This window comes from Pantoea sp. ICBG 828 (genome assembly GCF_002928355.1).
Classification (GTDB): Bacteria; Pseudomonadota; Gammaproteobacteria; order Enterobacterales; family Enterobacteriaceae; genus Pantoea; species Pantoea dispersa.
In genome coordinates this window covers 339,042-357,396 of the sequence record NZ_POWN01000001.1, presented here as the reverse complement: position 1 = coordinate 357,396, position 18,355 = coordinate 339,042, and the positions used below count along the sequence as shown (strand labels likewise).

The following is an 18,355-nucleotide window of genomic DNA, read 5'->3' as shown; positions in this document are numbered from 1 at the left end:
AGTGATTTTTCCTGACGACTGACCAGCAACTGTGCTATGCGTCGTTTTTTTCGCCATTGCGGGCCAAATAAACGCCCGCTCAGCCACTTAGCGCGCGGCGCGTGCCAGAATCACCTGCGCCGGTAAACGCTGCAGACGGCGGATGCGCCAGATCATCATCACCGCCGCCGACGTCAGACCGACGATAAATCCGCACCAGAAACCGGCCGGCCCCAGCGGTGCCACCACCCAGTCGGTCAGCGCCAGCACGTAACCCACCGGCAGCCCCAGCACCCAGTAGGCGATCAGGGTAATAAAGAAGATCGAGCGCGTGTCCTTATAGCCGCGCAGGATACCGCTGCCGATCACCTGAATCGAATCTGAGAACTGGTAGATGGCCGCCAGCAGCATCAGCTGCGCCGCCAGGGTAATCACTTCCGGGTTAGCGGTATAGAGCGCGGCAATATCGTGGCGGAAGGTCACGGTAAACAGCGCGGTGATCGCCGCCATGGTGATACCCACGCCCTGACCGGTCCACGCGGCGATGCGGGCCTGTTCGGCCGAGCCCTGGCCCAGACGGTAGCCGACGCGAATGGTAGTGGCGACGCCGAGCGACAGCGGCAGCACAAACATCAGCGAGCTAAAGTTGAGCGCGATCTGATGACCAGCGACTTTCACAATGCCGAGCGGCGATACCAGCAGCGCCACCACGGCAAACAGCGTGACCTCGAAGAACAGCGCCAGCGCGACCGGTAATCCCAGCGTGAACAGGCGCGTCAGAATGGCGCGCGACGCTGGCGACCAGCGGCTATGCATGCGGATATCGCGCATGGCCGGCATGCGCTTCAGCCAGAAGCGCATCACCAGATACATCACCCAGTAAACCGACGCGGTGGCGACGCCACAGCCCACGCCGCCCAGCGCAGGCATACCGAAATGGCCGTAAATAAACACATAGTTCAGTGGAATGTTGGTCAGCAGGCCGAGGAAACCCAGCAGCATCGCCGGCTTGGTCTTCGACAGCCCTTCACACTGATTACGTGCCACCTGGAAAAACAGGTAGCCCGGTGCGCCCCACAGCAGCGCGTGCAGATAACCTTCTGCTTTGGCCGCCAGCTGAGGATCAATGTCATGCATGGTGTGAATCAGGTAGCCGGCGTTCCACAGCACCACCATAATCAGCAGCGCCACGCCCGCCGCCAGCCAGTAACCCTGGCGCACCTGTTCTGCGATGCGTTCGCGTCGCCCGGATCCGTTGAGTTGCGCAACGGTTGGCGTCAATGCCAGCAGCAGACCATGACCAAACAAAATGGCGGGAAGCCAGATAGAGGTGCCGACAGCAACGGCGGCCATATCCGTGGCGCTCACCGCACCGGCCATTATGGTATCCACAAATCCCATCGCGGTCTGTGCCACCTGAGCAAGAATGACCGGGATCGCGAGGGCCAGCAATTGACGCGCTTCTGTTAAATACTTCTGCACGTATCACCTGCGTAATTTAAGAAGAGAGCGGGGCGAAATCCCCAAAGAATGCGCGACCTAGTGTAGCGGTAGCCCGCACTTCCGCCAAACATTGATCGCATTTGGTTGCGCCATTTGTGTAAAGTTTGCGCGCCGGCAAATTAAACCTTGCGGCGCAAGCTGTGATAAACTGCCACAAACTTCGCAGAGGCTGAAATTATGTTTACCGGAATTGTGCAGGGCACGGCAGAAATTGTCGCCATTGAAGAAAAAGAGTTGTTCCGCACCCACACCGTGCGCTTGCCTGCTGAGCTGCTGCCCGGCCTGGCGCTGGGCGCCTCGGTAGCGCACAACGGGTGCTGCCTGACGGTGACCGCCATTGACGGCGATCGCGTCAGCTTCGATCTCATCAAAGAGACGCTGCGCATCACCAACCTCGGTGAATTACAGGTTGGTGACATCGTGAATATTGAGCGCGCCGCGAAATTCAGCGATGAAATTGGCGGACACCTGATGTCCGGCCATATTATGACCACCGCCGAAATCTGTAAAATTATCCAGTCAGAGAATAACCGCGAAGTGTGGTTTAAATTACAGGACGCTGAGCAGATCAAATATATTCTGCATAAAGGATTCGTCGGCATCGATGGTATCAGCCTGACAGTCGGTGATGTCACCAAAAGTAAGTTCTGCGTGCATCTGATCCCGGAAACGCTCGAGCGCACCACGCTGGGCGCGAAGAAGCTGGGGCACCGGGTCAATATCGAAATCGATCCGCATACCCAGGCGATTGTCGACACCGTCGAACGTGTGCTGGCGCAGCGTGATGCCGCGGCTGCGCTGGTGGCACAAACGCTGCCGGACGCGGAGTAATCGCGAATAAAAAAGGCGCGGTAAGCGCCTTTTATCCTGGCTTGGAAATCAACGCGCCACGCGCAAACCGCCTTCGGCGCCGCGGCTGAAAACTACCTGCCACAGCTGAATATCGCGCGCGCGAAACGCACCGGCGCAGGCGTTGAGGTAATAGCTGAACATCCGTTTGAAACGCTCGCCATACTTCTCCGCCAGCTGCGGCCATGCCGCCTGGAATCGCTCGTACCAGGCCATCAGCGTGGTGTCATAATCCGCGCCAAAGTTGTGCCAGTCTTCCATGATGAAGTGAGATTCGCTGGCATCGGCAATCTGCCGTACCGACGGTAAACAGCCGTTGGGGAAAATGTATTTATCGATCCACGGATCGACGTTCATGTCGGTTCTGATCGCCCCAATGGTGTGCAGCAAAAACAGGCCTTCCGGTTTCAGGTTACGATCAACCACATCGAAGTAGGTGGCATAGTTTTTCGGCCCGACGTGTTCGAACATGCCCACCGACACGATGCGGTCAAACTGCTGGTTCAAATCACGGTAATCCTGCAGCAGAATGGTCACATCCAGACCGGCACAGCGCTGCTGCGCCATTTTCTGCTGCTCGGCAGAGATAGTCACGCCATGCACTTTCACCCCGTAATGACGCGCGGCGAATTCCGCCAGTCCGCCCCAGCCGCAGCCGATATCCAGTAGCGTCATGCCCGGCTCAAGCTGCAGCTTGCGGCAGATCATATCCAGCTTGTCCTGCTGTGCCTGCTCCAGCGTTTCCGCGCTTTTCCAGTAGCCGCAGGAGTACTGCATAAATGGATCGAGCATCAATGAAAACAGGTCGTTGCCAAGATCGTAGTGCTCTTTACCAACAATCCAGGCGCGTTTCTTTGACTGCAGATTGGTGAGGCGCGCCGCAGCAATGCGCAGCGTATCTTTAAAATGGTGCGGTAACTGCTTATCCAGATGATGTTTCAGCACGCGGTGGAAGAACATATCCAGACGTTCACACTCCCACCAGCCGTCCATGTAGCTTTCACCGAGGCCCAGCGATCCCTCCTGCAGGACCCGTTTGAAAAAATCCGCATGTCTGACCTGAATATCCCAGGGGCGTGTGCCGTTGATGTGAATGTCCGCCCGCTCCAGTAATTCATGGGCGATACGAAACCATTGGTTTTCTTCAAGGCTCACTTCTTCTATACACGATGAACTCATAGCTTCTCCATCACCTTTCCGATTTGAACCTGAGAAAAAGAATAGTCAAATTCCTCAGGCCTGTGAGAGAACTCACGGAAAATCCGTGCGCCAGATAGCCGACGTATTACAGAGGTATGAATCTGAATAGAAATGTCTGCCACAACTCCGGAGGTGAATATCGTGCAGACGCCATCCCAGCGACAGTGTCGCTAAAAAATACGCTCATTATGTTATTGATTTGTTGCAGAAATGCTGACCCACTGAGTATATGCTCACGCAGGTCAGTATTCAATGGCTTATCGTTAGTTTGCTAACGATAATCGTTGCCTTAGCAATTATCTTCGCAGGGACGGGAAGCGTGAGCAATATCACTTTGTGCGCTGGCGCTACGCTGCCACAGGAAACCGGCCCAGGCGAGGATCACCGTGGCCACCATGACCAGCGTGGTATGTAACAGCGCCTGCTGCAGACCGGCGGAAACAATCAGGCTGGCGAGGAAGCATAAGCCCAGCTGCAGCAGATTCTGCAGGCCGGCCGCTTTGCCGGTGGCCTGCGGGAACGGGGCGAGGGCGCTGGACACCACAATCGGGTAAATCGCGCCATTGGCCAGCGCCATGCCGCAGAACGGCAGCAGCAGAGCCACCAGCGGCGGCGTGGTCATCAGCGCCACCGCAAACAGGCCCAGAATGCTCAGGCTGTAAATCATCAGCAACCACGGCAGCAGCTGCGCACCCTGAAAGCGATTCAGCAGGGCGCGACAGCCAAATCCGCCCAGCAGGAAGGCGATGGTCTGCGGAATATAGCTCAGGCCAATGTCCGCCGGGCTCAGACCTGCGGCGGCGAGGATGAACGGCGAGCCGGTCAGCCAGGCGAAGAAACTGGCGGAGCAGGCGGCATAAATCAGTACGTTACCGCTGTAAATACGCGTCGCCAGCAGCGTCAGCCAGCCCGGCTGCGGCGTGCTGTCGTGGCGCGCACGCGGCGCGCTGGTCAGCTTCAGCGTGCCGAACAGCAGCACCAGCGTCACCAGCGTGAGCGCGAGGAAGATGGCGCGCCAGTGAAAATGGGCCATCAGCCAGGCACCCAGCAGCGGCGCCAGCGCCGGTGACAGCGCCACCAGCGGCATAATCGTGGCAAACACTTTGTTGGCTTTGGCCTGCGGATAGCGGTCAACCACCAGCGCCTGCCAGCTCACTGCTGCGGCGCACACGCCTACCGCCTGCACAAAGCGCAGCACCAGCATCAGCCAGACGTTAGTCACCCACAGCATGGCAAGACAGCTCAGCGCAAACAGGCTCAGGCCCGCCAGTAAAATCGGCTTACGGCCGAAGCGGTCCGACAGCACACCCCACAGCACCTGCGCACAGGCAAAGCCGCCCAGAAACAAGCTCAGGCTGGCGCTGATGGTGCCCGGTGCGGAAGCAAAGTCGCGCTGCATGGCGCCGAAGGCGGGTAAATACATATCGGTGGCCAGGAAGCCGAGCATGCTCAGCACGGCAAGGTAAGGCAGAAATCCTTTGGATGACAGCATGGTTTTTCTCATTCGGCAGGTTGAACGGCGGGGAGTGTAAAAGGGTGCGGCGGGCTTTGTGAAACGCTAATATTTGCAGGGTGCTGTTAAAATTTTTGAAGGGAAAATTATGTGGTCGGAATATGCGCTTGAAGTGGTGGACGCGGTAGCGCGCACCGGCAGTTTTAGCGCGGCGGCGCAGGAGCTGCACCGCGTGCCCTCTGCCATCAGCTATACCGTGCGCCAGCTGGAAGGCTGGCTGGCGGTACCGCTGTTTGAGCGGCAGCATCGCGAAGTGGTGCTGACGGCAGCAGGCGAGCATTTTGTGCGTGAAGGGCGTTCTGTTATCAAAAAAATGCTGGCCACGCGCCGTCAATGTCAGCAGCTGGCTAACGGCTGGCGCGGTCAGCTCAGCATCGCGGTAGATTGCATCGTCAAACCGCAGCGTACCCGCCAGCTGGTAAAGGATTTTTACCGCCATTTCCCCGATATGGAGCTGATCATCAGCTACGAAGTATTTAACGGCGTGTGGGACGCGCTGGCTGATGGTCGTGTCGATGTGGCGATTGGTGCCACCCAGGCTATTCCGGTCGGCGGCCGCTTCGCCTTTCAGGATATGGGCGCGCTCAACTGGCGCTGCGTGGTGAGTCCGCAGCATGCGCTGGCCCACAGTCCGCAGCTGGACGACGAAACCCTGCGCGCCTGGCCGTCGCTGGTGCTGGAAGATACGTCGCGCGCGCTGCCGCGCCGCATGACATGGACGCTGGATAACCAGCGGCGTCTGGTGGTGCCGGAGTGGGAAACCGGGCTGGATTGCCTGCAGGCCGGATTGTGCGTGGGCATGGTGCCGGGGCACCTGGCGCGCCCGCTGCTGGACAGCGGCGCGCTGGTGGAGCTGGCGTTGCCGCAGCCGTTTCCTGACAGCCCGTGTTGCGTCAGCTGGTCTGAGCAGCGTGCGTCACCGGCGCTGGCGTGGTTGCTGGAATATCTGGGCGATGCGGAGACGCTGAACCACGAGTGGCTCAGCGAGAAGGCGGCTTAACGGCGGTAATCGCGGAACGGGCCATCGGCCACGGAGCGACGCTCAATCAGCGTGGGCTGCACTTCAATGGTTTGCGGTTCTTCGCGTTTGCTGGTGATGCGGTCCAGCAGCATCTCCAGTGCCTTTTCCCCCAGTTGGGCTTTCGGCTGGTGCACGGTTGTCAGCGCCGGGGTGAAGTAGCGCGCGTTGCGCACATTGTCATAGCCAATTACCGAAATATCCTGCGGCACGCGCAGTCCCATCTCGTCGGCCGCGCAAATCGCGCCCATCGCCATGATATCGCCGCCGCAGAACACCGCCGTCGGGCGCTGTTTCTGGTTCAGAATCTGCTGCATCGCCTGATAACCTGACTCCGGTTCGAAGTCACCCTGCACAATCCACTCGGGACGGACGCTGATGCCCGCTTCCTGCATCGCCTGCAGAAAACCCGCATGACGGCCACCACCGGTGTTGCGCTCCATCTGGCCGGGGATGGCACCGATGTCGCGATGGCCGCGCTCAATCAGGTAACGCCCGGCGAGGTAACCGCCGTGGAACGCATTGTCCTGCACGGTATCGGTAAAGTCCCCGCGCGATTCGCCCCAGTCCATGACCACCATCGGGATATTGCGGTTCTCTTCCAGCATCTGCAGCAGATCGTCGGGATATTCGGAGCACATGACCAGCAGGCCATCGACGCGCTTTTGCGCCATCATTGACAAATAGGCACGCTGTTTTTGCAGATCGTTATGCGCGTTGCCAAGAATCAGCGTGTAACCACGCTCAAAGCAGTGATTCTCCACGGCTTCAATAATTTCGGCGAAGTAGGGCGCTTCGCTGGAGGTTGCCAGCAGGCCCAGCGTCTTGGTGTGATTCACCTTCAGGCTGCGGGCCACCGCGCTCGGTGAATAGTGCAGCGCTTTAATCGCTTCCCATACGGCGTTACGCGTCTCTTCCGCGACAAAACGCGTTTTGTTGATGACATGCGAAACCGTGGTGGTTGAGACCCCGGCGCGTTTCGCCACATCTTTAATGGTTGCCATGAAAATGGTACTCCTGGGCTTATCGCAACTTACTGATAAGTATATTGTTAAACGTTTGCGTCTGCTAATGGTTTTGCGCCCTGAATATCAGGGCTAATCTGCTTAATCGGGCAGGGAAACATCCTTCAGCAGGCTGTCAATGCAGCATGCGCTAAATCTGTTGCGCAACGAAAGGCGGCGATTCTAGCAAGCCGGGGCGGATAACACGAGATTTTTGCCCATCACTGTGCGAAAATTATTTAACCATGCAAACTGTGTGACTAAGGAGTTGTGATGAGTACCGATTTAAAACTGGCATTGACCACCACCGCCGCTGCTCTGCTGATGATTATTGCCTTTAGCTTTACCGCCATTCTGCATTAATAAAAAAGCCGGTGCTGCTGAACAGCCACCGGCTTTTTTGTTGCGCAACGCTGAGGTTAGCGCACGGTTTTCGGCGTCATCATACGGCGTGCGCCAACGTAATGCTTCTGCCAGTAATCCTCGCCCAGCGCGCTAATCTGAATGTCCTTACCGGTGCGCGGAGACTGAATGAATTTACCATTGCCCAGATAAACCCCGACATGGTCGGCGGTGCCGCGGTTGTTGATGCGGAAGAACACCAGATCGCCTTTCTCCAGCATCTCGCGCTTGATCGGCGCGGCGTCGCGCAGGTGATACATCTCATTGGCGGTGCGGGGAAATTTAAACTTCACCAGGTCTTTGTAGGCGTACCACACTAAACCACTGCAGTCGAAACCGGTGTGCGGTGAGGTGCCTCCCCACTGATACGGTTTACCCAGCTGGCCCATCAGTTTCGTCATCGCGGTTTCACGTGCTTTTTGATAGCGCAGGCGGTGGGCCTTGCTCATTTTAATGCCGCTCAGCTGCTGCACTTCATCATCAACGGCAACGTCACGCGATTTTTTCGCCAGCCGCTGATGACCATATTTTTTCGCACTGAGCTTAAGTGAGGATTTGCGCTGGGTGGTGTGCTGAAGTACCGTTTCGCTTTTCTGCTGTTTTTTCAGCCTGAACTTCTGTACCGACGTCAGGCGTGACTTTTTGCTGGTGGTTTTCACCGGGCGTCGTTTGCGACGCTCATCTTCACGCGCGTTCTTTTTCTCCGCTTTCTGCAAACTGGCATTAACCGGCGCATGCGGAGAAGCCGCCGCCACATTAAAGAACAGTTGGGCAAAAGCCAGTATGAAAAGCGTAATCAGTAAACGCATAGTCCGGTTACAGGTTAAGCCGTCGGCAGGAAGCCAGACCGCAGTAAAGTTAGAAAAATCTGATCGACGATCAGCACCGGGGCAATTCTAATCCACTTTTTTTGCAAAAGGTAAGGTCTTTTTCCATTAATCTGTCACGGTACTGAAAGTGGGGCAAAAATGAGCGATTTCAGCTGTTTAACCCAGCGGAATTATTGCTAATTATTAATTGATTAATGCTTATTAATGATACGAAAATGTTATTCGTGGCGCGCGAACTTAACAAACATGGCGATATGCGCCGGCTAAGGCAAAATCCCGTTTTCAGTCGCGGGGCGAAGTCGCTACAATAAACAAACACGAAGTGAAGGATTAAGGAAGGCAAAAATGAGTACTGTTGAAAAAATTCAGCGCCAGATCGCAGAAAATCCGATCCTGCTGTACATGAAAGGTTCGCCGAAACTGCCAAGCTGCGGTTTCTCTGCGCAGGCGGTACAGGCGCTGTCTGCCTGTGGTGAGCGCTTTGCGTACGTAGACATTCTGCAAAATCCGGATATCCGCGCTGAGTTACCGAAATACGCCAACTGGCCAACTTTCCCGCAGCTGTGGGTGGATGGCGAGCTGGTCGGCGGCTGTGACATCATCGTTGAGATGTTCCAGCGCGGCGAACTGCAACCGCTGATCAAAGAGACCGCTGAGAAGCACAAAGAAGCAGAATAAGAAAAAGGCCGACAGCAGTGTCGGCCTTTTTTTTGGCTGCGGTCTGACGGGCCTCAGGCGGAGGCATCGTCTTCGGCCGGCTCTTCACTCACCGCCAGCGGCCAGCCGCCGAGGCGTTTCCAGCGATTCACCAGTTCGCAAAACAGCGTGGCGGTCTGTTCGGTATCATACAGCGCCGAGTGCGCCTGAGTGCTGTCAAAATCTATCCCCGCCGCTTTACAGGCCTTCGCCAGCACCGTTTGTCCCAGCACCAGCCCGCTCAGCGCGGCGGTGTCAAAGGTGGCGAACGGGTGGAACGGGTTACGCTTCATGCCGGTGCGCTCTGCTGCCGCCATCAGAAAATTATGATCAAAGGTGGCATTGTGCGCCACGATAATCGCCCGGTTACAGCCGCTGTCTTTGGTGCCTTTACGCACCATTTTGAAAATGGCGTGCAGCGCCTCATATTCACTCACCGCGCCGCGCAGCGGATTGCTGGGGTCGATACCGGTAAACGCCAGCGCTTCGGGATTGAGAATCGCCCCTTCGAACGGCTCCACGTGGAAATGCAGGGTTTCATCGCGGTGCAGCCAGCCATCCTCATCCATTTTTAACGTAGTGGCGGCGATTTCCAGCAGCGCATCGGTTTGCGCATTGAAACCGGCGGTTTCAACGTCAATCACCACAGGATAAAAACCACGGAAGCGTTGATGGAGAGCGTTTAAGGCGTTCGATTCAGACATCAGGATCTCATTGCAGGAAATGGGGCAGCGCGCATTATGGCAAAAATCGGCGCAGGGTGCAGCAGGAGAGGGAAGTCAGCCCGCAAATTAGCAGGCTGACTAACGGCATTAGTTGCCGAGGCCGTGACCGGCGTGTTTGTTTTCGATCAGCTCGATTTTGTAGCCGTCCGGATCTTCCACGAAAGCGATGATGGTGCTGCCGCCTTTTACCGGGCCGGCTTCACGCGTGACGTTACCGCCCGCCTGACGGATGCGGTCGCAGGTCGCCGCGACATCATCCACGCCCAGCGCGATGTGGCCGTAGGCATTGCCGAGGTCGTATTTATCCACGCCCCAGTTGTAGGTCAGCTCAATGACCGCACCTTCGCTCTCTTCGGTGTAACCCACGAAAGCCAGGGTGTATTTGTATTCGGTGTTTTCGCTCTGACGCAGCACGCGCATGCCCAGCACGCGGGTGTAAAAATCGATGGAGCGCTGCAGATCGCCAACGCGTAACATAGTGTGAAGTAAACGCATAACATCCTCTTTTCAAAAGTCATCAGGGAACCCGCTTAGTATAGCGAGGGAATGCCCTGAAGAAAGCACGCGGCCGCACATCCGCTGCGGCCGCGTTTGACTTACAGTGTCGGGTAGTCGGTGTAACCTTCCGCGCCGCCGCCGTAGAAGCTCTCCGGGCGCTGCGGGTTAAGCGGTGCATCCTGCTGCAGGCGTGCTACCAGATCCGGGTTGGCGATGAAGTCACGGCCAAAAGCCACCGCGTCAATCAGGCCACGCGCAATCAGGTCGTCCGCTTTTTCCACGGTGTAGGCACCGGCACCGATAATCACGCCCGGGAAGGCGGCACGCACTTTCTGGCGGAACTCATCGGTGTAAGGCTTACCGCCCGCCCAGTCAGGCTCAGACAGGTGCAGGTAGGCGAGGCCGCGCTTGCCCAGTTCGCTGATGTACCACAGTGCCGCTTCTTCTTCATCCGGACCGTTTTCCAGATTCTGGAAGGCACCGATTGGCGAGATACGGATACCGATGCGATCGGCTGACCAGTTAGCAATTGCCGCATCGACCACTTCCAGCGCGAAACGGCCGCGCTTCTCAATCGAACCGCCGTATTCATCGGTACGCTGGTTAGAACCCGGTGCGAGGAACTGATGCATCAGATAGCCGTGCGCAGAGTGCAGTTCCAGCAGATCAAAATCGGCGTCGCGCGCATTGGCTGCCGCCTGGCCGAAATCATTAACGATCTGCTGAATCTCTGCCACGCTCAGTTCACGCGGCATGGAGGTATCTTCGCGATACACGCTGCCGTCGGCGGCGCGCAGCGAGGTGCGGGTGCCTGCGGCGATCGCGGACGGTGCGACCGGCGCTTTGCCATCCGGCTGCACGCTATTATGCGAGATGCGGCCGGTGTGCCACAGCTGAACGGCGCTGTGACCGTGCGCGGCGTGAATGCCTTCGTTAATCATTTTCCACGCAGCAATTTGCTCTGCGGTGTGTAAACCCGGCGCACCGGCGTAGCCTTTCGCCTGGAACGAAACCTGGGTGGCTTCGGTAATGATCAGACCCGCGCTGGCGCGCTGCTGATAATACTCCGCCATCAGCGGGGTAGGAATATCGCCCGGTTCAATGCTGCGCAGACGCGTCAGCGGCGCCATAAATACACGGTTAGGTACGGTAATCGCGCCCACTTTCAGCGGGGTGAACAGCTGTTTACTCGCCATGATGACTCCTGTAATAGACCGGTCGTCTAGAAATTGCCGTTTTTAAAAATCAGCGGTGATTAAGCCACTGTTCGATGGTGTCGAGCGCCAGGCTAATCGGCCCGGGCTCACGTGAAATCTTGCTCTGCAGGCTGGCACCCAGCCACAGCAGATAACAGCGTTGCGCCAGCTGCTGCGGGCTTTGCCCATAGGGCAGCGGCTGTTCGGCTGCGACCTCCGTCAGACAGCGTGCGTAAGCCGCCGTAATGGCCGTGGCACCGCGCTGCAGCGCATCGCGCATCGGCTCTGACAGATCGCACACTTCGCCGGAAAGCTTAACGCCCAGACAGCCGACGATGTGACCCTGCTCAATAAACAGCCGTTCCGCGTAGCGAAAATGCTGCAGTAAGCGTTCGCGTGCAGTAACGCCGGGCTGGGTCAGCTGCTGTTCAACCTGCTGCTGATAGTTGACGAAATAGCGCTCCAGCAGCGCCACACCGAACGCTTCTTTCGAGCGGAAGTAGTGGTAAAACGAGCCTTTCGGCACTTCCGCCAGCGCCAGCATTTCGCTCAATCCCATGCCGGTGAAACCGCGCTGCAGGCAGACCTGCTCGCCGGTGGCGAGCAGATGTTCACGGGTTTCGTTGCGTTGCACTGTCTTGTTCATGGCAGGCAGAGTATTAGACCAGTCGGTCTAATGCAATCCTCAGGCGCGATTCTGGCACGATTTGATCATATCCAGCTGCGGCTGATACTGCTGCGTCTGGATGTTGAACAGGCCGAGCACCGTGTGGAACAGATTATCCTGCGACACCGCTGTCTCTGCCGCCTGCTGGCGCAGACAGGCCTGATCAATATGATACGCCGCGGCGTAGCCCGGCGACATCCACAGCAGCAGCGGGATGTGCGTCTGCTGCGACGGCGCAAACAGGTACGGCGCACCGTGCAGGTACATGCCGTGTTCGCCCAGCGATTCGCCATGGTCGGACAGGTACACCAGTGCCACGTTAAAGCGATCGCTCAGGCCCTTCAGCTTATCGATGGTGCGACTCAGCATATCGTCGGTATACAGCAGCGAGTTATCGTAGGTGTTGACCAGCGCCTGGTGATCGCAATCCTGAATCTGATTGCTGTCGCAGGTGGGCGTAAAGCGCTGGAACGCGGCCGGATAGCGCTTAAAGTAAGCCGGACCGTGGCTGCCCATCTGGTGCAGTACGATGATGCCGTCATTGTGCAGGCTGTCGACATAGTTATCAAAGCGATGCAGCAAGACGTCATCGAGGCAGAAGCCATCGTGGCAGTACTGTGGCAGCTGCCACTGCGTCATATCGGTATGCGGCACGCGGTCGCAGGCACCTTTGCAGCCGCCGTCGTTTTCGCGCCACAGCACGCTGACTCCGGCATGGGCCAGCACATCCAGTACGCCTTCCTGATGATGGGCGAGGTTCGCGTCATAGTGCTCGCGCGGCATATTCGAGAACATGCACGGCACCGAAATGGCGGTTTCCGTGCCGCAGGAGCTGGCGTTGGGATAATAAATCACCTGCTGCTTTTTCAGCTGTGGGTTGGTGTCGCGCGCATAGCCGCCGAGGGAGAAGTTCTCCGCGCGCGCAGTTTCGCCCACCACCAGCACCACCAGCGTCTTCTTCGGCTCGGCGGTGATTAGCGGTCCTTTCTTCGCATCTTCGCCAATCTTTACCAGCGCCTGGCTGCCCTGCAGATAACGCTGATCAACATAATGGCCGGTGCCACTGACAATATTGGCAGGGGTGATCATCTTCACCAGGCCTTTGTTATTGCGGATCAGCGAAGCGTAGTCTTTGTAGAACAGCACGGCCATCAGCAGAATCACCAGTACGGCACCGAGCGCACTGGCGAGGCGCTGCAGCAGGTTCCACCACCAGCGCTGGCGATTGCTGATACGGACGCTGCACACCAGCGCGACCGGAAGAATGCCCATCAGCAGCATCCAGATAACATAGTTGCGGCTCATCAGCGCGCCGGTTTCCTGCGCATTCGACTCAAACACGTTTTCAATCATGTTGGTGTCGATGACCGTACCAAAGCTGTGCATAAAGTAGTTGGCGGCGGCGCTGGCGAGAATCAGCACAATCAGCAGCGGTTTGCGTATCCACGGCCAGGCCAGCAGCGAGAAGATCAGATAAAACGCCGCAACCAGCACCACCGGCATGCTGGCGGCGAACAGGTAATCGTGCACGCGGGTGTAGGGAATAATTTCCCACGCGCGCAATAAAAACAGGGCATTGAGAACAAAAGCAAAGAACAACGCGGCCAGTAAATTAAAACTGTTGTCGTGACACTGTAACTTAGAGATCAGTTTCATGGAGACTCATCGGAATAACGGAATATGACAATCGTATGAATTGAAGATGAGGAAAACCTTAACCGCGTCTCCTTACCTGATTGATTCCCTGACTATTGCCACGGTGTCGGAAGCTGGCGTGGTTGTCGCCGTGTACAGTACCAGTAATAACGGTTTATGCCTTGCACTATGTCACTAAGCTGTTATCAATAAGAGTGGATAGGTTCATTGCGGAGGTGATGTGGCTGAGCAATTAGAGTTTTTTCCGGTTCCGAGCCCCTGTCGCGGTATCTGCCAGAGCGATGCGCGCGGTTATTGCCGTGGCTGTCTGCGCAGCCGGGAGGAGCGCTTCAACTGGATGAAATTCAGCGATGCGCAAAAACGCGAGGTGCTGCGCCTGTGTCGTCAGCGCCTGTTGCGCCTGCAGCGTCAGCAAAAAGTGGATGAAAATCCTGATCCACAGCAACCGGAGCTGTTTTAAGAAAACGCGACCTGCGCATTTGGTTATACTCGCGCTTTCGCTATTGCGCAGAAGGGAGTTTAACCATGTTACAACCGCACGCTATTGCCCCACAGGGACCCGCTTTTTCGCCGCTGATCGCCGGTTACTGGCGGCTGATGGAGTGGGGCATGACGCCGCAGCAGCTGGTGCAGTTTATTGAGCATCATCTGGCATTGGGCATCACCACCGTTGACCACGCCGACATCTATGGCGACTATCGCTGTGAAGCCGCGTTCGGCGAAGCGCTGCGCCTGGCACCGCAGCTGCGTCAGCAACTGCAAATCGTCACCAAGTGCGGCATTGCTACCCGCGCGAAACCCGAGCATAAAATCGGTCACTACATCACCGAAGCCAGCCACATCCTGCACAGTGCGGAAAACTCGCTGCGCCACTTTGCCACCGATTATCTCGATCTGCTGTTGATTCACCGTCCGGATCCGTTAATGGATGCGGATGAAATCGCCGACGCCTTCCTGCAGCTGCATCAGAGTGGCAAGGTGCGTTATTTTGGCGTGTCCAACTTTACCGCTGCGCAGTTCACGCTGCTGCAATCCCGTCTGCCGTTTAGCCTGGTCACCAATCAGCTGGAAATCTCACCGCTGGAGCAGTCGGCGCTGCTCGACGGCACGCTCGACCAGTGCCAGCAGACGCGTATGCGCCCGATGGCGTGGTCGTGCCTCGGTGGCGGCCGCCTGTTTAACGATCCGCACTACCAGCCGCTGCGCGATGAGCTGGAACAGGTGCGTCAGGAGATCGGTGCCAGCAATATCGAGCAGGTGGTGTATGCCTGGGTAATGAAGCTGCCCAGTCGTCCGCTGCCGATTATCGGTTCCGGTAAAACCGCGCGCGTGAGCGACGCAGTGAAAGCCTGTGAACTGACGCTGGATCGCCAGCAGTGGTTCCGTATTCGCAAGGCGGCGCTCGGCTACGATGTGCCCTGAAGCGTAAATCTGCGTCAAACTACGGCAGCCTGGGCAAAAGCAGTCCAGGCTTAGAGGGAATCTGAACCGTAAGGAGACGTTATGAAAAAAACCATTATGGCCGTGCTGACGCTGGTGTGTGCTGCCGGTGCACACGCGGCGTCAGAAGACGTGACGCTGCATCAGGTGACGGCGCAGGGTATCGGTGAGTCGATCGGTAAGGTGACCATCAGCGAAACCCCGTATGGTCTGCAGTTCGCGCCGGCGCTGAGCGGGCTGAAACCCGGCATTCACGGCTTCCACGTCCACGCCAAAGGCAGCTGTGAGCCCGGCGAATCCGCCGGCAAAACCGTGGCGGCCGGCGCGGCGGGCGGTCACCTCGATCCGCACAACAGCGGCAAGCACCTCGGTCCGTACGCTGACGGTCACCTCGGCGATTTGCCCGCGCTGTATGTCACCGACGACGGCAAAGCCAGCTATCCCGTGGTGGCGCCCCGTCTGAAATCGCTGAGCGAGATCAAAGGCAAAGCGTTGATGGTGCACGTCGGCGGCGATAACCATGCTGACCATCCGCAACCGCTTGGCGGTGGCGGGGCACGTCTGGCCTGCGGCGTGATCTGAGTACCGGGCGGCGACGGGCCTGACCCGCCGCCGCGCAGAAAAATTCTGACCCATTTTCCTGCTACTCAGCAGCAACATTCCATCCTATGATGTTGATTCAGGAACGGAACCGCTCAGGGGCAGGCATGAAAACGCGTGGGATTTTGCTGTTGTGTTTAGCGCTGGTGGGCTGCGATCGCCCGAATGATACCCAGCTGCGACTGGAGGCCAGCCGTCAGCTGCAGCGAGATATAGATACCAATCCGCTGCGCGCCAGTTGTGAAAATATTGCCCGCGGCCGCGAATGGCTGACGCAGCATACCCTGCAGCGGCTGCAAGCCAAAGGCTGTCAGAACGTCCTGCGCAGCGCCACCGAAACCAATTTCACCCATACCGAAATCCGCCGTCACAGCATCACCGTGGTGTGCGGCGGCATTCAGGGCACCAGTTTTACCGGCAGCACGCTGGCGCGGCGCTTTATCTACTCGTCGGACGAGAAAGCGCTGGTGATCGAACCGATGTCCGAGCAGGATAAAACCCGCTTTGAAGGGCAGAAGACCCTGCAGCAGCTGCACGATGACTTTGATCGGCAGTTTACCCAGTACTGTGAATGATCAATCCGGCACCGCCTGACGCAGCTGCGCCAGCGAACAGCGCAGGCGCCACAAAATACCCGCCAGGGTATTCGCGTCGCTCTCCGGCTGCCCCTGAAGCTGATCAATGGCCTGCTGCAGCGTATCCAGCGCGGTCTGCAGCGAGTCGTGACGCACACCGCGCAAACTCATAATGCGCTGCAAGTCCTGCAGACTGCTGTCGCGCAGCTGCGCCAGCGCCGGTGAGCGGGGTTGCCAGGCGCGCAGCTGCCAGACAATGTGCGAACAGTTCAGCAGCACCACGCCCCAGCGCAGCAGCCACAGGCGCGCCTGCTCATCACGGCTGTGGCTCAGCTGGCTGATGTGATGATAAATCTGCGATTCAAACCGGCTTTCACTCAGACGCGGCTGGCGACGTAGCTGATCGAGAAAAGCGTGGCGCAGCACCCGGATATGGCGCCGGCTGCGGCGCGCATCAGAACCCGGCTGTAACACCTGAAACGCCAGCCACGCCAGCAGGACGCCACACACTTTTGCCAGGTTATCGTTAAGGAAGCTCTGGAAATCCCAGTCTGGCGGATTACTTACCGCGATAAACGATCCCATAAACACAATAAACTGGCCCCAGAGCGCGGCGCGTTGCTTCTGTTGCAGCTTAAACAGTTGCAGCGTCAGCAGCAGCGGGAACAGCAGCAGCAAAAACTGCCACAGCGCGCTGATTTGCACCATCAGACCAAACTGCAGCACAAAGCTGAACAGCGACAGCCACAGCAGCGTTTTCAGCAGCAGCGACACGCTGCCGCCGGGCGAAGGCGATGACGAGTAGAGCACGCAGGCAATAGCGGTAAGCGTCAGCGCGGCGGCGCCAGCGTCCCACTGGGTCCCGATCCAGAACGCGCAGCCCAGCATGATCACACTAAACGTGCGCAGCGCACTCCAGCCAGCTTCGGCACTGTCACTGGCACGGGCCAGTGCCGGCGCGTACGGCGGCTGGAAACGGGTGTCAGCGTCGGCGCGCTCAATCAGGCGAATCCAGCGCTCCACATTCAGCCATACCCAGCAGAAGTAGCGCAGCCGCTGGACAAAAGCACGCTGGCGGAAATCACCGTGCACGTCCGGCGTGATGCTGCGCAGAATCTGCGCCAGCCGGTATTTATCACACTGCGGCTGCGCCAGTTCGTGCAGCAGCTGTTGCATTGCGCTGTACAGCGCCGGCGGCGCGTCGGGCCAGTTAAGCAGCATGCGCCGCAGGCTGGAGAGCACGCTGGTCAGGCGCAGCTGCTGATGCAGCACGTAGTTAAGCACGTTATTTTGCCGGCGGAAGCGATAGTGGCTCCAGAAGGCCTGAATGCGCAGCAGATTCATGGTAAGGATTTGGCTGATCACCGTTTCGTGGGCGGTGCGCACATTTTCCGTGCTGCTCTGCTGCAACAGCAGCACCGCGTGGTCAAGCAGGCGGGTGTGCATCTGGCGCAGCGATAGCATCAGCGCGCTGCCGTCCGAGGTGCTGGGCAGGATCATCATCATCAGCCCAGCACAGAGAATCCCGACGATCACTTCGCACACGCGCGCCTGGGTGATGTCCCACAACTGGCTGACGTCGCTAACGTTGACGCTGCTGAAGGCGATAATCGCGGCGGTGTAACCGGCCAGTGAAAAGGCGTAGGCCACATTGTTTTGAAAATGGCTGGCGACCCAGGTGCAGAGCGCCAGCCAGCCGGCCATGAAAAAGGCAAACAGCCACGGTTCGTTGAGCGTATGGCCGGCAATCAGCAGCGCGGCGCTGGCACCGAGCAGGCTGCCGACGATGCGTCCCAGGCTTTTGCTGATGGCGCCGCCAACGGTGGGGAAACTCACCACTGCGGCGGACGTCATGGCCCAGTAAGGCTGATCCAGCTGCAGCGCATACGCCAGGGTGAGCGCCAGACACATCGCGATAGCGTTACGCAACGCATAGCGCCACTCGCCGCCGCTTGCCTTTATCCACGGCAGATTGTGCCAGGCCAGCCACTGCAGATTCATGCC

The 18,355-nt window shown here is 58.0% G+C and carries 19 protein-coding genes; 8 read left to right on the top strand and 11 right to left on the bottom strand.

Annotated elements, in window-relative coordinates:
- Positions 1 to 87 precede the first annotated feature (87 nt).
- Positions 88 to 1,461: an MATE family efflux transporter gene (locus C1Y43_RS01645; RefSeq protein ID WP_104186779.1), complete on the bottom strand. Its 1,374-nt coding sequence runs from the start codon at positions 1,459 to 1,461 to the stop codon at positions 88 to 90.
- Between the two features lie 198 nt (positions 1,462 to 1,659).
- On the opposite strand from C1Y43_RS01645, the gene C1Y43_RS01640 reads away from it, so the two are divergent.
- The gene (locus tag C1Y43_RS01640; RefSeq protein ID WP_021506224.1) at positions 1,660 to 2,313 is read left to right on the top strand and encodes a riboflavin synthase; all 654 of its coding nucleotides are present in this window, start codon (positions 1,660 to 1,662) and stop codon (positions 2,311 to 2,313) included.
- A 48-nt stretch (positions 2,314 to 2,361) separates the two neighbouring features.
- On the opposite strand, the gene cfa is transcribed toward C1Y43_RS01640, so the two are convergent.
- Together cfa and punC are read right to left on the bottom strand one after the other, a co-directional pair.
- Positions 2,362 to 3,510, bottom strand: a complete 1,149-nt coding sequence (gene cfa / locus C1Y43_RS01635; RefSeq protein ID WP_088515859.1) for a cyclopropane fatty acyl phospholipid synthase — start codon at positions 3,508 to 3,510, stop codon at positions 2,362 to 2,364.
- A 310-nt stretch (positions 3,511 to 3,820) separates the two neighbouring features.
- Positions 3,821 to 5,023 (bottom strand): purine nucleoside transporter PunC, encoded by a 1,203-nt coding sequence (gene punC, locus C1Y43_RS01630; RefSeq protein ID WP_104186777.1) that lies wholly within the window; start codon positions 5,021 to 5,023, stop codon positions 3,821 to 3,823.
- A gap of 109 nt (positions 5,024 to 5,132) precedes the next feature.
- Here punC and punR point away from each other — a divergent pair, with 109 nt between their 5' ends.
- A complete protein-coding gene (gene punR, locus C1Y43_RS01625) occupies positions 5,133 to 6,044 on the top strand; it encodes a DNA-binding transcriptional activator PunR (protein WP_059011034.1) in 912 nt (303 codons plus the stop codon).
- On the opposite strand, the gene purR is transcribed toward punR, so the two are convergent.
- Positions 6,041 to 7,066 carry an HTH-type transcriptional repressor PurR gene (gene purR, locus C1Y43_RS01620; protein WP_021506220.1) on the bottom strand — a complete coding sequence of 342 codons (1,026 nt, stop codon included), beginning with the start codon at positions 7,064 to 7,066 and terminating at the stop codon, positions 6,041 to 6,043. The genes punR and purR overlap by 4 nt on opposite strands.
- 273 nt (positions 7,067 to 7,339) lie before the next feature.
- Here purR and C1Y43_RS01615 point away from each other — a divergent pair, with 273 nt between their 5' ends.
- Positions 7,340 to 7,429: a YnhF family membrane protein gene (locus tag C1Y43_RS01615; RefSeq protein ID WP_021506219.1), complete on the top strand. Its 90-nt coding sequence runs from the start codon at positions 7,340 to 7,342 to the stop codon at positions 7,427 to 7,429.
- A gap of 56 nt (positions 7,430 to 7,485) precedes the next feature.
- Here the strand turns inward: C1Y43_RS01615 and C1Y43_RS01610 are convergent, their stop codons facing one another.
- Positions 7,486 to 8,277, bottom strand: a complete 792-nt coding sequence (locus C1Y43_RS01610) for a C40 family peptidase (RefSeq protein ID WP_058757687.1) — start codon at positions 8,275 to 8,277, stop codon at positions 7,486 to 7,488.
- A 366-nt stretch (positions 8,278 to 8,643) separates the two neighbouring features.
- Here C1Y43_RS01610 and C1Y43_RS01605 point away from each other — a divergent pair, with 366 nt between their 5' ends.
- Complete coding sequence (locus tag C1Y43_RS01605) at positions 8,644 to 8,976, top strand: Grx4 family monothiol glutaredoxin (RefSeq protein WP_021506217.1); 333 nt, start codon at positions 8,644 to 8,646, stop codon at positions 8,974 to 8,976.
- 53 nt (positions 8,977 to 9,029) lie between these two features.
- On the opposite strand, the gene rnt is transcribed toward C1Y43_RS01605, so the two are convergent.
- The 5 genes from rnt to eptA form a co-directional block, all read right to left on the bottom strand.
- Positions 9,030 to 9,698: a ribonuclease T gene (gene rnt, locus C1Y43_RS01600; protein WP_021506216.1), complete on the bottom strand. Its 669-nt coding sequence runs from the start codon at positions 9,696 to 9,698 to the stop codon at positions 9,030 to 9,032.
- Positions 9,699 to 9,806: 108 nt separating this feature from the next.
- Positions 9,807 to 10,214 carry a lactoylglutathione lyase gene (gene gloA, locus C1Y43_RS01595; protein WP_021314698.1) on the bottom strand — a complete coding sequence of 136 codons (408 nt, stop codon included), beginning with the start codon at positions 10,212 to 10,214 and terminating at the stop codon, positions 9,807 to 9,809.
- 101 nt (positions 10,215 to 10,315) lie between these two features.
- On the bottom strand, positions 10,316 to 11,413 hold the full coding sequence (locus tag C1Y43_RS01590; RefSeq protein WP_104186775.1) for an alkene reductase: 1,098 nt from the start codon (positions 11,411 to 11,413) through the stop codon (positions 10,316 to 10,318).
- 49 nt (positions 11,414 to 11,462) lie between these two features.
- Complete coding sequence (locus tag C1Y43_RS01585; protein ID WP_031279165.1) at positions 11,463 to 12,059, bottom strand: TetR/AcrR family transcriptional regulator; 597 nt, start codon at positions 12,057 to 12,059, stop codon at positions 11,463 to 11,465.
- A 39-nt stretch (positions 12,060 to 12,098) separates the two neighbouring features.
- Entirely contained in the window at positions 12,099 to 13,736 is a 1,638-nt protein-coding gene (gene eptA, locus C1Y43_RS01580; RefSeq protein WP_104186773.1) for a phosphoethanolamine transferase EptA, read from the bottom strand.
- A gap of 220 nt (positions 13,737 to 13,956) precedes the next feature.
- On the opposite strand from eptA, the gene C1Y43_RS01575 reads away from it, so the two are divergent.
- The 4 genes from C1Y43_RS01575 to C1Y43_RS01560 all read left to right on the top strand — a co-directional run bounded on the left by C1Y43_RS01575 (position 13,957) and on the right by C1Y43_RS01560 (position 16,351).
- Positions 13,957 to 14,196, top strand: a complete 240-nt coding sequence (locus C1Y43_RS01575) for a DUF1289 domain-containing protein (RefSeq protein ID WP_021506211.1) — start codon at positions 13,957 to 13,959, stop codon at positions 14,194 to 14,196.
- 65 nt (positions 14,197 to 14,261) lie between these two features.
- Complete coding sequence (locus tag C1Y43_RS01570) at positions 14,262 to 15,158, top strand: aldo/keto reductase family oxidoreductase (protein ID WP_021506210.1); 897 nt, start codon at positions 14,262 to 14,264, stop codon at positions 15,156 to 15,158.
- An 81-nt stretch (positions 15,159 to 15,239) separates the two neighbouring features.
- Positions 15,240 to 15,758, top strand: coding sequence for a superoxide dismutase family protein (gene sodC / locus C1Y43_RS01565; RefSeq protein WP_021506209.1), 519 nt, complete (start codon positions 15,240 to 15,242; stop codon positions 15,756 to 15,758).
- Between the two features lie 125 nt (positions 15,759 to 15,883).
- Complete coding sequence (locus C1Y43_RS01560; protein WP_021506208.1) at positions 15,884 to 16,351, top strand: hypothetical protein; 468 nt, start codon at positions 15,884 to 15,886, stop codon at positions 16,349 to 16,351.
- On the opposite strand, the gene C1Y43_RS01555 is transcribed toward C1Y43_RS01560, so the two are convergent.
- Complete coding sequence (locus C1Y43_RS01555; protein WP_104186771.1) at positions 16,352 to 18,352, bottom strand: FUSC family protein; 2,001 nt, start codon at positions 18,350 to 18,352, stop codon at positions 16,352 to 16,354.
- Positions 18,353 to 18,355 lie beyond the last annotated feature (3 nt).

What these genes read in the sequence shown, in the direction of transcription:
- C1Y43_RS01585 (WP_031279165.1), bottom strand. Translation starts at nt 12,059, where the DNA reads ATGAACAAGACAGTGCAACGCAACGAAACCCGTGAACATCTGCTCGCC.
- punC (WP_104186777.1), bottom strand. Translation starts at nt 5,023, where the DNA reads ATGCTGTCATCCAAAGGATTTCTGCCTTACCTTGCCGTGCTGAGCATG.
- C1Y43_RS01590 (WP_104186775.1), bottom strand. Translation starts at nt 11,413, where the DNA reads ATGGCGAGTAAACAGCTGTTCACCCCGCTGAAAGTGGGCGCGATTACC.
- cfa (WP_088515859.1), bottom strand. Translation starts at nt 3,510, where the DNA reads ATGAGTTCATCGTGTATAGAAGAAGTGAGCCTTGAAGAAAACCAATGG.
- punR (WP_059011034.1), top strand. Translation starts at nt 5,133, where the DNA reads ATGTGGTCGGAATATGCGCTTGAAGTGGTGGACGCGGTAGCGCGCACC.
- C1Y43_RS01555 (WP_104186771.1), bottom strand. Translation starts at nt 18,352, where the DNA reads ATGAATCTGCAGTGGCTGGCCTGGCACAATCTGCCGTGGATAAAGGCA.
- C1Y43_RS01640 (WP_021506224.1), top strand. Translation starts at nt 1,660, where the DNA reads ATGTTTACCGGAATTGTGCAGGGCACGGCAGAAATTGTCGCCATTGAA.
- sodC (WP_021506209.1), top strand. Translation starts at nt 15,240, where the DNA reads ATGAAAAAAACCATTATGGCCGTGCTGACGCTGGTGTGTGCTGCCGGT.
- eptA (WP_104186773.1), bottom strand. Translation starts at nt 13,736, where the DNA reads ATGAAACTGATCTCTAAGTTACAGTGTCACGACAACAGTTTTAATTTA.
- purR (WP_021506220.1), bottom strand. Translation starts at nt 7,066, where the DNA reads ATGGCAACCATTAAAGATGTGGCGAAACGCGCCGGGGTCTCAACCACC.
- C1Y43_RS01610 (WP_058757687.1), bottom strand. Translation starts at nt 8,277, where the DNA reads ATGCGTTTACTGATTACGCTTTTCATACTGGCTTTTGCCCAACTGTTC.
- C1Y43_RS01560 (WP_021506208.1), top strand. Translation starts at nt 15,884, where the DNA reads ATGAAAACGCGTGGGATTTTGCTGTTGTGTTTAGCGCTGGTGGGCTGC.
- gloA (WP_021314698.1), bottom strand. Translation starts at nt 10,214, where the DNA reads ATGCGTTTACTTCACACTATGTTACGCGTTGGCGATCTGCAGCGCTCC.
- rnt (WP_021506216.1), bottom strand. Translation starts at nt 9,698, where the DNA reads ATGTCTGAATCGAACGCCTTAAACGCTCTCCATCAACGCTTCCGTGGT.
- C1Y43_RS01570 (WP_021506210.1), top strand. Translation starts at nt 14,262, where the DNA reads ATGTTACAACCGCACGCTATTGCCCCACAGGGACCCGCTTTTTCGCCG.
- C1Y43_RS01615 (WP_021506219.1), top strand. Translation starts at nt 7,340, where the DNA reads ATGAGTACCGATTTAAAACTGGCATTGACCACCACCGCCGCTGCTCTG.
- C1Y43_RS01605 (WP_021506217.1), top strand. Translation starts at nt 8,644, where the DNA reads ATGAGTACTGTTGAAAAAATTCAGCGCCAGATCGCAGAAAATCCGATC.